At 74.0% G+C, this 12,970-nt stretch carries 15 protein-coding genes; 8 read left to right on the forward strand and 7 right to left on the reverse strand.

From position 1 onward, the window contains the following. The first annotated feature begins 51 nt into the window (after window positions 1–51). Complete coding sequence (locus ACWDRR_RS30145; RefSeq protein WP_449775402.1) at window positions 52–1,527, forward strand: PP2C family protein-serine/threonine phosphatase; 1,476 nt, start codon at window positions 52–54, stop codon at window positions 1,525–1,527. Between the two features lie 121 nt (window positions 1,528–1,648). Here ACWDRR_RS30145 and ACWDRR_RS30150 read toward each other — a convergent pair whose 3' ends face one another. The 3 genes from ACWDRR_RS30150 to ACWDRR_RS30160 all read right to left on the reverse strand — a co-directional run bounded on the left by ACWDRR_RS30150 (window position 1,649) and on the right by ACWDRR_RS30160 (window position 3,112). Continuing rightward, entirely contained in the window at window positions 1,649–2,002 is a 354-nt protein-coding gene (locus ACWDRR_RS30150; RefSeq protein ID WP_449775403.1) for a DUF2516 family protein, read from the reverse strand. Between the two features lie 145 nt (window positions 2,003–2,147). Further along, window positions 2,148–2,678, reverse strand: coding sequence for a hypothetical protein (locus tag ACWDRR_RS30155; protein WP_449775404.1), 531 nt, complete (start codon window positions 2,676–2,678; stop codon window positions 2,148–2,150). A 17-nt stretch (window positions 2,679–2,695) separates the two neighbouring features. After that, window positions 2,696–3,112 (reverse strand): helix-turn-helix domain-containing protein, encoded by a 417-nt coding sequence (locus tag ACWDRR_RS30160; protein ID WP_360634307.1) that lies wholly within the window; start codon window positions 3,110–3,112, stop codon window positions 2,696–2,698. A 304-nt stretch (window positions 3,113–3,416) separates the two neighbouring features. On the opposite strand from ACWDRR_RS30160, the gene ACWDRR_RS30165 reads away from it, so the two are divergent. The 4 genes from ACWDRR_RS30165 (at window position 3,417) to ACWDRR_RS30180 (ending at window position 6,717) form a co-directional block, all read left to right on the forward strand. Next, entirely contained in the window at window positions 3,417–3,935 is a 519-nt protein-coding gene (locus tag ACWDRR_RS30165) for a hypothetical protein (protein WP_449775405.1), read from the forward strand. Between the two features lie 84 nt (window positions 3,936–4,019). Continuing rightward, window positions 4,020–4,865: a DUF4097 family beta strand repeat-containing protein gene (locus ACWDRR_RS30170; protein WP_449775406.1), complete on the forward strand. Its 846-nt coding sequence runs from the start codon at window positions 4,020–4,022 to the stop codon at window positions 4,863–4,865. Between the two features lie 77 nt (window positions 4,866–4,942). Beyond that, window positions 4,943–5,929, forward strand: coding sequence for an ATP-binding cassette domain-containing protein (locus ACWDRR_RS30175; RefSeq protein ID WP_449775407.1), 987 nt, complete (start codon window positions 4,943–4,945; stop codon window positions 5,927–5,929). Beyond that, the gene (locus tag ACWDRR_RS30180) at window positions 5,926–6,717 is read left to right on the forward strand and encodes an ABC transporter permease (protein WP_449775408.1); all 792 of its coding nucleotides are present in this window, start codon (window positions 5,926–5,928) and stop codon (window positions 6,715–6,717) included. Before ACWDRR_RS30175 ends, ACWDRR_RS30180 begins: the two co-directional genes overlap by 4 nt. Before the next feature lie 167 nt (window positions 6,718–6,884). On the opposite strand, the gene ACWDRR_RS30185 is transcribed toward ACWDRR_RS30180, so the two are convergent. From ACWDRR_RS30185 to ACWDRR_RS30195, 3 genes are all read right to left on the reverse strand, one after another. Beyond that, a complete protein-coding gene (locus tag ACWDRR_RS30185) occupies window positions 6,885–7,076 on the reverse strand; it encodes a hypothetical protein (protein ID WP_449775409.1) in 192 nt (63 codons plus the stop codon). 119 nt (window positions 7,077–7,195) lie between these two features. Beyond that, the gene (locus tag ACWDRR_RS30190) at window positions 7,196–7,855 is read right to left on the reverse strand and encodes a nucleoside deaminase (RefSeq protein ID WP_449775410.1); all 660 of its coding nucleotides are present in this window, start codon (window positions 7,853–7,855) and stop codon (window positions 7,196–7,198) included. 44 nt (window positions 7,856–7,899) lie between these two features. Beyond that, window positions 7,900–9,024 (reverse strand): DNA polymerase III subunit beta family protein, encoded by a 1,125-nt coding sequence (locus ACWDRR_RS30195; RefSeq protein WP_449775411.1) that lies wholly within the window; start codon window positions 9,022–9,024, stop codon window positions 7,900–7,902. 341 nt (window positions 9,025–9,365) lie between these two features. Between ACWDRR_RS30195 and ACWDRR_RS30200 the strand changes: the two genes are divergently transcribed. After that, window positions 9,366–9,983 (forward strand): YceI family protein, encoded by a 618-nt coding sequence (locus tag ACWDRR_RS30200; protein ID WP_449775412.1) that lies wholly within the window; start codon window positions 9,366–9,368, stop codon window positions 9,981–9,983. An 88-nt stretch (window positions 9,984–10,071) separates the two neighbouring features. Here the strand turns inward: ACWDRR_RS30200 and ACWDRR_RS30205 are convergent, their stop codons facing one another. After that, window positions 10,072–11,037, reverse strand: a complete 966-nt coding sequence (locus tag ACWDRR_RS30205; protein WP_449775413.1) for a LysR family transcriptional regulator — start codon at window positions 11,035–11,037, stop codon at window positions 10,072–10,074. A 113-nt stretch (window positions 11,038–11,150) separates the two neighbouring features. Here ACWDRR_RS30205 and ACWDRR_RS30210 point away from each other — a divergent pair, with 113 nt between their 5' ends. Next, on the forward strand, window positions 11,151–12,446 hold the full coding sequence (locus ACWDRR_RS30210; RefSeq protein ID WP_449775414.1) for an MFS transporter: 1,296 nt from the start codon (window positions 11,151–11,153) through the stop codon (window positions 12,444–12,446). Window positions 12,447–12,456: 10 nt separating this feature from the next. Further along, the gene (locus tag ACWDRR_RS30215; protein WP_449775415.1) at window positions 12,457–12,942 is read left to right on the forward strand and encodes an Appr-1-p processing protein; all 486 of its coding nucleotides are present in this window, start codon (window positions 12,457–12,459) and stop codon (window positions 12,940–12,942) included. Window positions 12,943–12,970: the final 28 nt, after the last annotated feature.

Raw genomic sequence — 12,970 nt, forward strand, 5'->3', positions numbered from 1 at the left:
CTGCGGACGGGCGCCGACCGTTACGCACTCGGGGAAAAGGAGGATCAGTCGATGCCCGCAACGGGAGACGGGCGGGCACCTGGTGCCGCGGACCTGTTGGGCGCCCTCGGCGGCGCCCTCTCCGACCGCGCCCGCACCCGGCCCGCCTCCACCGAGCAGTCGGCCGGTCCCGCCACCGCGACTCCGCCGATACCCCACCCCCGGTCGGACGCCTCCACGGGCGGCAGCTCGCCCGCCGTACCGTCCGCCGCCCCGCTCAAGCTGCTGGTGATCGAGGACGACGCCTCCGACGCCCAGTTGCTCAAGGCCGCCGTCGCCGACAGCGGCGCCCCGATCGAGATCCACTGGGCCCGCGGCCTGGAGCAGGCCTCCGAGCTGCTGGCCGCCGGTACCTCGGGGGGCAGACGCGGACGCCCCAGGGCCGGCAGTTTCAGCTGCGTCCTGCTCGACCTGGCCGCCCCCGCCGACCTGCCGCACCCCTCGGACGCCTCCGACGGCCTGGAGGGCCTGCACGAGCTGCTCCGACGGGCCCCGCACACCGCGGTCGTGGTGCTCACCGACGCCGCCGGCGCCGAGCTGGGAGCCGCCGCGGTGGCCGCCGGGGCCCAGGACTTCCTGATCAAGCACGAGACGGACGGTCCGCTGCTGGCCCGCGCCCTGCGGTACGCCGTCGAGCGCAAGCGCGCCGACGAGTCGCAGCGCCGGCTGGTCGAGGCCGAGCTGCGCGGCCAGGAGAACGCCCGCCTCCAGCGCCACCTGCTGCCCACGCCCCTGCTGGACGGCGCCGGGCTCTCCTTCACCCGGCGCTACCGCCCCGGCCGGCGCCGCGCCCTGCTCGGCGGCGACTTCTACGACGCCGTCCGCACCGACGACGGCACCGTCCACGTGGTGATCGGGGACGTCTGCGGCCACGGTCCGGACGAGGCGGCCCTCGGGGTCGCGCTCCGGATAGCGTGGCGCACCCTGGTCTTCGCCGGCCTCACCGGCGAGGCGCTGCTGACCACCCTTCAGCACGTCCTGGAGCACGAGCGGCGCAGTGACGAGATCTTCGCGACGCTCTGCATGCTGGTCATCGAACCCGGCACCGCGACCGGCGAGCTCGACTCGCTCGGCGCCGTCGAACAGGCCCGGCTCTACCTCGCCGGGCATCCCGCTCCCCTGCTGCTCGGCGCGGACCACAAGCCGGTGACACTGCCGGCCGACCCGGCCGGCCCCGCGCTCGGCCTGCTGCCCTGCGACGACGGCCAGGCCGTCTGGCCGGCGCACCGGCTCGAACTCCGCCCCGGCTGGCGGTTGCTGCTCTACACCGACGGGCTGATCGAGGGCCGGGTCGGTGCCGGCTCCCGCCGCCTCGGCCAGGACGGACTGGCCGACCTCGTCGGCGACCACCAGTCCGCCGGGCTGACCAGGGGCCGCCTGATCGACAGCGCGATCGCCGAGGTCGAGGAGCTGAACGGCGGCGCGCTGACGGACGACGTCGCGGTACTGCTACTGGAACGCAATCCGGTGCAGCTGATCCTGGGCTGAGGCGCCCGGCCGGTCACCGGGAGGAGCACCGGGAGGAGCACCGGGGGGAACAACGGCGGGCCCCGGTGCTCGCGGATCCGTACCGCGAGCACCGGGGCCCGGCCCTGCCACGTCGAACGCCCTACCAGGGGCCGTACGGGCCCATGTTGCGCTGGTCGCCCCGACCGCCGCCCCGGTTGGTCAGCTCCCGGATCGCCGGCCGCACGTCGACCATGTAGACGATCGCGGCCACCAGGCCCCCCAGGGTCAGGAAGCTGGTCAGGAAGTTCGCCCCGAACAGCAGATCGAGCCCGAACGCGATGCCCAGGACGGCCAGCCAGAAGCCCTTGGTCTTCTTGTCCGTCGCCCGGTAGCCGTCCTCCGGACGGGTGGCCGCGTCGACCAGTGCGAACAGCTTGAAGCCCAGGATGGCGACGGCCAGCCACCAGAACGGGTTCAGGTAGTCCAAGCCCAGGATCTGAGCCACTCCGCCCATCGCGGTCTCCTCTGCGTCTCGGCTCCGGCGTCTCGGCCGCCGCCCATCCTGGCACGGCGAACCGTCCGCCACGGTGTCAACGTCCCGAGGTCACCGGATGTGCCCCGGGCAGCCCGCTCCCCACCGGACTGCGGCGGTGACGGTGCTATTCGGCGGTCTTCTTGGCGCGGGCGGCCTTCTTCGGCGCGGGCTCGGCGGCCGGCTCCTCGTCCTCGATCAGCTCGGCCTCGACGAGCTCGGGCTCGACCGGCTCGGGCTCCGACGCGGACCGCGCCGCCCCGGGCTCGACCGCGTCGGCCGGACCGCCCCGCTCGACGACACCCTTGCCGCGCTCGGCCAGCTCGTCGTAGGCCTCCTTGGCCTTCACCGCCAGCTCGACCGCGCGGCCGACCTGCTGGAGGGCGAAGCTCTGCGCCCTCTCCTGGAGCACCTTGAGGTCGGTGGGCAGGGTGGTGACGGTGCCCGCGACCTTCGCCTGCGCCTCGACCAGCCTGGCCTGCGCCTCCTGGAGCTTGGCGCTCGCCTTGTCCTGCGCGCCCTTGCGGTCCGCCGCCAGGGCCTCGACCTTTCCGGGCACCTCGCGCAGCTTCTCGTAGGCGAGGTCGCCCGCGCCGGCCAGGGCGTAGAGCGGGGTCGGGTCGCTCAGGGTCTTCTTGATCTCGTCCGTGATCGGCATGACCGGTCCTCCCGTGTCTAGGTTGCCGGGCCGGCGGCCGTCGGGCCGTCGGCTTCGGGGTCGTCGGGCGCCGCGTCCGTGTCCTTACGGGCGGCGTTCTCCTTGAGGAAGGCGTCGTAGACCGCGAGCAGCGCCTGCTTCTGCTGCTCGTTGATCAGCGGATCGGCCAGGATCGAGGCCCGCAGCTCCAGGCCCTCACCCCGCCGCTCCTCCAGGATCCCGGCCTGGACGTACAGCGTCTCCGCCGAGATCCGCAGCGCCTTGGCGATCTGCTGCAGGATCTCCGCGCTCGGCTTGCGCAACCCTCGCTCGATCTGACTGAGGTAGGGATTGGACACGCCGGCGGCCTCCGCCAGTTGCCGCAGCGAGTACTGCGCGTTCCGCCGCTGCTCGCGGATGTACTCGCCCAGCGAGCCGACGTTCAGTGAGGCCATGCGCCCACCCTGCCCCACCGTGCTTGCAAATGCAAGCACGGTGCTAACAGCAGCAAACGCGGCGTCGACGGGAGCCCCCACCGCCTTGCGACGCCGGGTGCCACGCCTTGGCGCCACCCGGTGCCAGCTGGCGCCACTTGGTGCCATTCACTGCCCCCGAAGGCGCACTGGCGCATCTGGCACCACAGCCATCCGCGTAGGCACCGACGCGTTTGCGCAGGTCAGCACGTTATCTACGAACGGCGACACCGCAATGCCACCCCAGTACTTGCAAGTGGAGCCATTGTGGTGCCATCATGGCGCCATGGACCTCACGCCGTATATCGACACCCTCCGCCGCGAACTCGCGGTGGCCGCCGAGGCCGGCGGCGACGAAGCCCGCGAGCTGGCCGAGAGGCTCACCGCCCCCCTGGAGTCGGCGACCCGGCTGACCATGCTCAACGTGCTCTCCGCCGCGATGGACGAGATCACCCGTGAACTCGCCCCCGGCTCGGTCGACGTACGGCTGCGAGGGCTCGACCCCGACTTCGTGGTGACACTGCCGCCTTCCAGCGGCGGCGCCCTCACGGAGCCGGCCGCGCCCGTCGAACCCCTCCAGGCACAGGGGCCCGCCGACGGCGACGAGGGTGGCACCGCCCGCGTCAATCTGCGACTGCCGGCCCACCTCAAGGCGCGTGCCGAGGAGGCCGCGAGCCGCGAGGGCCTGTCGGTCAACGCGTGGCTGGTGCGGGCCGTGTCGGCCGCGGTCGAGGGCGGCGCGCGTCCGCGGCCGGCGGGCAGGACCCAGACCATCGGACAGAGCATCACGGGCTGGGTGCGCTGACCACGCCCCCACCGGCACCACGTCACTCACCCACCACGTCCCACCAGCGGGGACGCCTTTGAGACCCAAGAGGACGGTACAGCCATGCCTTCTTTCGACACTCCCGAGCCGATCTCCGTCACCGCCCACGTGGAGGCCGGTTCCATCCGCTTCGCCGCGGCGGACCGCCTCGACACCGTCGTCGAGGTGCGGCCGCGCGACCCGAAGAAGGACCAGGACGTGCGGGCCTCCGAGCAGACCGAGGTCACCTGCGCGAACGGCACCCTGACCGTCAGGACGCCCAAGCAGCGCAACTCGCTCCGCCGCCCCGGCATCGTCGACGTGACGGTCGAGCTGCCCACGGGCTCGCGCATCGACATGACCGGCGCCTGGACCCAGGTGCTCGGCGAGGGCCGGCTCGGCGAGGTCCGGGTGAAGACCACCTCCGGCGACGTCCGCCTCGACACGACCGGGCCGCTCCACCTGATCGCGTCGCACGGCTCGATCACCGTGGACCGGATCGAGGGCGCCACCGAGATCACCACCAGCTCCGGCAGCATGCGGGTCGGTGTCGTCGACGGCGCCGCCGTCCTGAAGAACTCGCACGGCACGACGACCGTCGGCGCGGCGATCGGCGACCTGCGGGTGAGTGGCGCCAACGGGGACATCGAGATCCGGCGCGCCGAGGGCTCGGTCACCGCGACCACCGCCCACGGCACCCTGCGGGTCGGCGACGTGGCGCGCGGCAAGGTCCAGTTGGAGACCTCCTACGGGGCCATCGAGGTCGGCATCCGCGAGGGCACGGCCGCCTGGCTCGACGTCACCTCGGGCTCCGGGCAGGTGCGCAACACGCTCTCCGCCGCCGAGGCCCCGGAGAACGCCGAGGACACCGTCGAGGTCCGCGCCCGGACCAAGCACGGCAACATCGACATCCTCCGCGCCAAGTCCTGAGCCGCGGACTCCAGAACCCACCGACTCCTCCACCCACGTCAGCCTTCGAACGGGAGGGCTCCATGCCTTCGTCTGTCATGCCCACGTCCAGGCGGAGCGGCGGTCCGCAGGCTCCCGCCGCCGTCTCCGCGATCGGTCTGCGCAAGTCCTACGGCGACAAGACCGTCCTCGACGGCATCGATCTGCACATCCCGGCCGGGTCCGTGTTCGCGCTGCTCGGGCCGAACGGCGCCGGCAAGACCACCGCCGTGAAGATCCTCTCCACCCTGATCACCGCCGACGGCGGGCAGGCCCAGGTCGCGGGCCACAACGTCGCCACGTCACCGGACGGGGTGCGCGCCGCGATCGGCGTCACCGGCCAGTTCTCCGCCGTCGACGGGCTGATCACCGGCGAGGAGAACATGCTCCTCATGGCGGACCTGCACCACCTGTCCCGGCGCGAGGGGCGGCGGGTCACCGCCGAGCTGCTGGAGCGCTTCGACCTCGTCGAGGCCGCGAAGAAGCCCGCCTCCACCTACTCCGGCGGCATGAAGCGCCGACTCGACATCGCCATGACCCTGGTCGGCAGCCCGCGGATCATCTTCCTCGACGAGCCGACCACCGGCCTCGACCCCCGCTCCCGCCACAACATGTGGGGAATCATCCGCGAACTGGTCGCCGACGGCGTCACCGTCTTCCTCACCACCCAGTACCTGGACGAGGCCGACGAACTCGCCGACCGCATCGCCGTACTCAACAACGGCCGGATCGCCGCCCAGGGCACCGCCGAGGAACTGAAGCGCCTCGTCCCCGGCGGACACGTACGCCTGCGCTTCACCGACCCGGCCGCCTACCGGTCGGCCGGCGCCGCGCTGCACGACGCCACCCGCGACGACGAGGCCCTGGCCCTGCAGATCCCCAGCGACGGCAGCCAGCGCGACCTGCGCACCGTCCTCGACCGGCTCGACGCCGCCGGCATCGAGGCCGACGAACTCACCGTCCACACCCCCGACCTCGACGACGTGTTCTTCGCCCTCACCGACGCCGGCACCATCCCCGGCCAGACCAAGGAGGCAGTCCGATGAGCGCAATCAGCCTCGCCGTGCGCGACTCGTCCACGATGCTGCGGCGCAATCTGCTGCACGCCCGCCGCTACCCCTCCCTCACCCTGAACCTGCTGCTCACGCCGGTGATGCTGCTGCTGCTCTTCGTCTACATCTTCGGCGATGTGATGAGCGCCGGCATCGGGGCCGGCGGGGCGGACCGGTCCGAGTACCTCGCGTACCTCGTCCCGGGGATCCTGCTGCTGACCATCGGCGGCACCACGATCGGCAGCGCGGTGTCCGTCTCCAACGACATGACCGAGGGCATCATCGCCCGCTTCCGCACCATGGCGATCCACCGCGGGTCGGTGCTCATCGGGCACGTCGTCGGCAGCGTGCTGCAGTGCATGATGAGCGTGGCCCTGGTCGGGGCCGTCGCGGTGGCCATCGGGTTCCGGTCGACGGACGCCAGCGCCCTGGAGTGGCTGGCGGCGTTCGGACTGCTGACGCTCGTCGCCCTGGCGCTCACCTGGATCGCGGTCGGGATGGGCCTGTCCAGCCCGAACGCCGAGGCGGCCAGCAACAACGCGATGCCGCTGATGATCCTGCCGCTGCTCTCCAGCGCCTTCGTGCCGGTCGACGCCATGCCGGGCTGGTTCCAGCCGGTCGCCGAGTACCAGCCGTTCACCCCGGCCATCGAGACGCTGCGCGGCCTGCTGCTCGGCACCGGGATCGGCCACAACGGCTGGCTCGCCGTCGGCTGGTGCCTCGGCCTCGCCGTCCTCGGCTACTTCTGGTCCAAGTCGCTCTTCACCCGCGACCCGAAGTAGCGGAGCAGGACCCGGGCGCCACCCGCAGGTCGTCCCGCTCCGGGGCGGCGCACACCGACACCGCGTCGGCGTGCGCCGCCCCGTCGGCCGTGCGAGGCGGTCGGGCGCGGCGGCCGTGCGAGGCGGTCGGGCAAGCCGCCGCCGGCGGGGGCCTGCCGACGTGCTTCCTAGTCGCCGCCCCCGCTGGACCGGTTGATGCTCCGGCGGCGGCTCCTTCGCGCGAGGTGCAGCAGCTCACCCGCGGCGAGCGTCACGGTCGCCACCACGCGGACCCAGTGGGGGCCACCGCGCTCCGCCCACACCACGCAGACGCACCCGCCGACGGCGAGCACCAGTGCCCCGAGCAGCAGAACGGTCATGATCCCACCCCTGTAGTCGTTCGTACGGGCTCCGGTCATCCTCTCAGGCCGGCGGGCGGGACGTCAGGCCCGACGGTGGCCCGGCACCGGGCGCCGGGCGCCGGGCACCTGGCACCGGTTCAGGCGGCGGCTCGGGTGATGCGGAGCCAGAGCGGGGCGAGGAAGCCCGCCAGGGAGTCTTCGGGCGAGTCGGCGCGCGAGTCGGCAGGGTCGCCGCCCGACCGCGCCGCGACCTCGACGGCGAGGCGGGCGGTGCGGGCCGTCCGGGGATCGCCGGTCAGGGCGGTGCGAACGGTGCGGTGGTCCGGGCCGCCGACACGGACGGCGTCGGCGAGGAAGAGCAGGTTGGCCACCACCTCCGCCCAGCCCGGACCGGCGGTGGCGACCTCGGCACCCCGCCCGGCGCCCACGGCCCACGGATCCGGGGCGAGGTACCGGACGGTGCCGACACCGGTGAAGGCGAGGGCCGCCGCGCACATCCCGCACGGCTGGTGGCTGCTCCACAGGGTGTGGACGGCGAGGTCCCAAGGCGTGCGGGCCCGGGCGAGCGCGTTCAGCTCGGCGTGCGCGAGCGGGGCGCCCTGGAGGGGGTCCGCGCCGCCCGGTGGGTCGTGGGCGCGATTGCGGCCCTCGGTGACGATCACCCCGTCGGCGTCGGCGAGCACCGCGCCCACCGGCAGCCCTCCGTCGAGCCAGGAGCGGTGGGCCGGTTCCAGGCAGCGCCGTGCGGCGGGTGCGAGGGCTGCCCAGGATGCGTCGAAACCGCCGGTGCTCCCCATCCGGCCGAGGCTGGCGACCGGCAACCCTGGCCGGCACCGTCGGATCAGACGGCGTCCGGCACCCGGATCGGCATCAGGATGGAGAAAGTGCCGTCACGACCGGCGGTGCGGATGGCCAGGGGGCCGATGGGGCCGGTGAGTTCGAGGACGAGTTGCTCGGGGCCGGCGGCCGGAAGGGCGTCGAGGAGGAAGTCGCGGTTGACGGCCACCCGGATGTCCCCGGGGGCCGGATCGCCGTCGGCGGCGACGGTGAGCCGCCCGTCCCCGCCGAGGGTGAGCACGGTGACCTCGCAGGCCTCGCCCTGCGGGCCCGAGGGCAGGCTGCGGGTGGCGCCGGACTCGACGGCGCCGCGCAGCTCGGCGGCGGGCAGACCGACCCGGTGGACCGGGTCCAGCCGGACCAGCGACCGGTAGTCGGGGTAGTCGTGGTCGAGGGCGGCGCCCTCGATGCGGTGGCCGCCGGTCTCGACCCGGACCGGTCCGGCGCCGAGGGTCAGTTCGGCCCGTGCGGCGCCGGAGCCCAGCAGTGCGCGCATGCCGTCGACCAGGGCGGTCGGGACGATGGCGGCGATCGCGTCCGGCGCGTCCGCCGACGGCCCCTCCGGCGCGGGTACGTCGACCAGCGGGACCTCGGCGAGCGCCATCCGGTACCGGTCGGTGGCGACCAGCCGCAGCAGCCCGCCGTCCAGATCGAACAACACGCCGGACAGCACCGGCAGTTCGGGGTCGATGCCGACCGCGAAGCGAACCGCGCCGAGGGCCTCGGCCAGCTCGCGGGCGGGGACGGTGAAGGTGCGCGAGACGGGGGCGGCGGTCACGGGGTTCTCCCTCTGGTCGATCAGCGTGCGGATCAGGGAGAGCTCCCGGCGCGCGTCGGCGAGGCCGGCCTCCAGCCGGCGCAGGTGCGCGTCGACCACCCGCCGGGCCGCGCCGGAGCCGGGCTCCGCGCCGAGTACGGCCCGGATGTCGGCCAGCGGCAGGCCCACCCGCCGGAGGCGGCAGAGCAGCCGGGCGTCGGCGAGCTGGCCGGGTGCGTACCAGCGGTAGCCGGTCAGCGGGTCGACCCAGGCGGGGGTGAGCACGTCGGCGCCGTCGTAGAACCGCAGCGCGCTGACGCCGAGGCCGCTGTCGCGGGCCAGTTCGCCGATGCTGCGCAGGTCGCTCTCCATGTCCGGGACTCTGGGGCCTCGACCAGGTCGAGGGTCAAGCCGCACGGCCGGACCGGGGGCGACGATACCCACCGTGGCCGACACCCCCACGGCATGCGGACGCCGGCGGGAGGGCGGCGGCGGAAGGCGCCGGCGGGAGGGCGGCGGCGGAAGGCGCCGGCGGGAGGGCGGCGGCGGAAGGCGCCGGCGGGAGGACGCCTGCGGGAGGGCGGCGGCACTACGCCGTCCGGGTGGTTCTGCGAGCCGCCCCACCGCCATGGTTGAACTTTGAACGAAACCGCCCTATGGTGGAGCCAACAAGTTGAAGCCTAAACAAATGGCTTCGGACCCGAGGAGGAGCCATGGGCCTTTTCAACCGCACCAAGACCACCACCGCCGCGACCACCACCGCCGTCGCCGAGGCCCCGGCCGGCCCGGACCTGGGCCACCTCACCGGCGACTGGGCCATCGACACCACCCACAGCGAGGTCGGCTTCTCGGTGCGCCACGCCATGGTCACCAACGTCAAGGGCCGCTTCACCGAGTACGTCGGCAAGCTGCACCTGGACGGCACCGCCCCGCACAACTCCAGCGCCGAGCTGGTGATCCAGGTGTCGAGCATCGACACCAACCAGGCCCAGCGCGACGAGCACCTGCGCACCGGCGACTTCTTCGCCGCCGAGACCTACCCGGAGATCCGCTTCCGCAGCACCTCCGCCGAGCGCCTGCGCGGCGACTCCTACCGGCTGACGGGCGAGCTCACCATCAAGGACACCACCCGGCCGATCGTGCTGGACCTCGACTACACCGGCAGCGCCACCGACGCCTACGGCGCCGAGCGGGTCGGCTTCGAGGGCGCGGCCGTGCTGGACCGCACCGACTGGGGCCTCAGCTACAACGCCGCACTGGAGACCGGTGGCGTGCTGATCGGCGAGAAGGTCAAGCTCAGCTTCGACATCTCGGCCGTCAAGGCGGCCTGACCGGGCCGCGACATCACCCACGGCCCCGCGCCGGCCCCTGCCGACCCCCGAGCGGCAGGGGCCGACCGCGTCGCCCCCGCGGAGGCCGCTACGCCGCGAGCAGCGCGGCGTCGGCCGCCGCCAGCCAGCTGCCCGCCGGGCGGCTCAACCACCCCTCGCGCGCGCCGAGTTCGGCTGCCGCCGCGCTCAGCGCGGTCAGGCCCGGGTGCCGCAGGTCCGGGCGGTGCACCAGGCTGACCAGGGTCAGCGGCACCGGGTCGACCAGCGGCACGTTGACCACACCGGGGATCAGCGGCCCCCCGGTGGTGGTCAGCATCGGATCCCCGTGCCGGGTGAGGTAGCGGGCGGTCTCGTCCACCCCGACCGGCGGGACGTACGGCGCGGCGGGCGTGAGACCGTGCGCGCGCAGCAGGCGGGTGCCGAGGTCGGCCCACTCGGTGGTGGCCGGATTGCCCGCACAGACGTCCACCGGGTGCCCGGCCAGGTCGGCGAGCCGCAGCGCCGGCCGGTCGGCGAGCGGGTGACCGGCCGCCATCATCACCGAGACGCGCTCCAACCGGACCGGCGTCTGGGACAGTTGGGCCCGCAGCCCGGCCGGCAGGCCGGCGAAGCGGCCGAACGCGGCGTCCAGCCGGTGCGCCGCCAACTCCTCGGCGGCCGCCGCGAGTCCGCCGAGGAAGCGGGCCAGGATCTCGCCCTCCGGCCAGGCGGCCCGGGCCCGTTCGAGCACCCGATCGGTGGTCAGGTCGGGCCCGGTGACATCGCTGTTGAGGTCCAGCAGCAGCGGGCGCCGCCCGGCGCCGGCGACGATCTCGTCGTGCAGGGCCAGCAGCCGGCGGGCCTGCGGCAGCAGCTGCTGCCCGGCCGGGGTGAGGTCGACGCTGCGCGTGGTCCGGGTGAAGAGCGCGTCGCCGAGCAGCTTCTCCAGCGAGCGGATGTCCCGGCTGAGCGCCTGCTGGGCGACGTGCAGCCGCTGGGCGGCCCGGCCGAAGTGCAAGGTCTCGGCGGTGGCGACGAAGCCGCGGAGCAGCCGGGGGTGCAGGTCACGGGGCATGGCGGAAGATTAACAACACCATGATGTGAGTACGGCGAAACAGGTGTTGGACCGGGGACGGACGGCTGACCGAGGCTGGAGCCCTCCCCCCCTCCCCCTCCCTGAGGAGTTCCGTGCTCGTCTCCTACCGACGGCTGTTCGCGCTGCCCGGCACCGTCGCCTTCACCCTGGCCGGGCTGCTCGGCCGGGTCACGATGTCGATGACCGGTGTCGCCCTGGTGGTGCTGCTCTCGGAGCGGCGCGGCTCGTACGCGCTGGCGGGCACCGTCTCGGCGGCCGGTCTGGTCACCGGGGCGATCGGCATGCCGCTGATCGGCCGGCTGGTCGACCGGTACGGGCAGGCCCGCGTCACCGTCCCGGCGACCCTGTACAACGCCGTCCCGCTGGCCGGCCTGCTGCTCTGCGTCCGGCTCGGCGCGCCCGACTGGACGCTGTACGCCTGCTGGGCGGCCTGCGCGGCGGCGCCGAACCTGGGCGGCATGGCGCGGGCCCGCTGGGCACACCTGTACCGGGACGACGCGGCCTCCCGCCACCTGGCCAACTCCTTCGAACAGTCGCTGGACGAGCTCTGCTTCATGGCCGGGCCGGTCCTCGCGATGGTGCTCTGCACGGCGGTGGCGCCGGAGGCCGGTCTGCTCGCCGCCGGGGCGTTCGGCGGCGCCGGCGCCCTGCTGTTCGCCGCCCAGCGCCGGACCGAACCCCCGCTCGCGGACCGGGCACCGGGCGGGCACCCCGGCTCGACGGGCGGCCGACCGGGGCAGGGCGAGCACCCCCGCGAGCACGGCTCGCCGCTGCGGGTGCCCGGACTGCGGGTGCTGCTGCTGACCTTCCTCGCCACCGGCGTGGTCTTCGGCTCGATGGAGCTCACCACCGTCGCGTACGCCGATGCGCTCGGCCACAAGCCGCTGGCGGGCGGGCTGTTGGCGCTGGTCGCGGCCGGATCCTGTGCGGCCGGGCTGGTCTTCGGGCTGCTCCGGCCGCGCCGGGCGCCGGGCGTCCGGTTCCTGTTCGGCGTCGCGGCGATGGCCGTGCTGCTGCTCCTGCCGCTGGCCGCCGGACTGGGCGGCGCCGGGCTCGCCCTGCTCGGGGTGGTGCTGTTCGCGGCCGGGACGGGCACCGCGCCGACCATGGTCACCGGCATGACGCTCGTCCAGGAGCTGCTGCCGCAGCGACAGTTGAACGAGGGCATGGCGGTGGCGGTCTCCGGCATCGTGGTCGGCATCTCGACCGGGGCGGCGCTCGCCGGCGCGGTCGCCGAGCACACCGCCCCCGGGACCGGCTACTGGCTGCCGGCCGGCGCCGCCTCGCTCGCCCTGCTGATCGCCCTGGCCGGCCGCCGCCACCTGCGGGTGCCGGGGGCTCCCCCGGCACCCCGGAATTCCGGACGGGTTGTCAGTGCCGCCCGCTAGCTTGTCCGACATGGAAGCGGCGACCATCCGATACGTCCGTGGCGATGCCACCGCGCCCCGGGGCAAGGGCGTGAAGGTGATCGCCCATGTCTGCAACGACCTCGGCGGCTGGGGCAAGGGCTTCGTCCTGGCGCTCTCGCGGCGCTGGCCGGAGCCGGAGGCCGCGTTCCGGCGGTGGCACCGGGAGCGCGCGCGGAACGACTTCGGCCTGGGCGCCGTCCAGGTGGTCCAGGTCGAGCCGTACGTCCGGGTGGCCAACATGATCGGCCAGCGCGGCATCCGGACGGGCCGTTCGACGGGCGCCCCGGTGCGGTACGAGGCGATCGACACCGCCCTGGCGGCACTCGCCGAGCAGGCGCTGGCGCTCGGCGCCTCCGTCCACATGCCCCGGATCGGCTGCGGGCTGGCGGGCGGGCGCTGGGAGCTGGTCGAGCCGCTGGTGACGGCCCGCCTGGTGGATCGGGGGGTGCCGGTGACGGTCTACGACCACGACTAGGTCCGAGCAGGCCCAGGTCGGACGGGCC

Source organism: Kitasatospora sp. NPDC003701 (genome assembly GCF_053587085.1).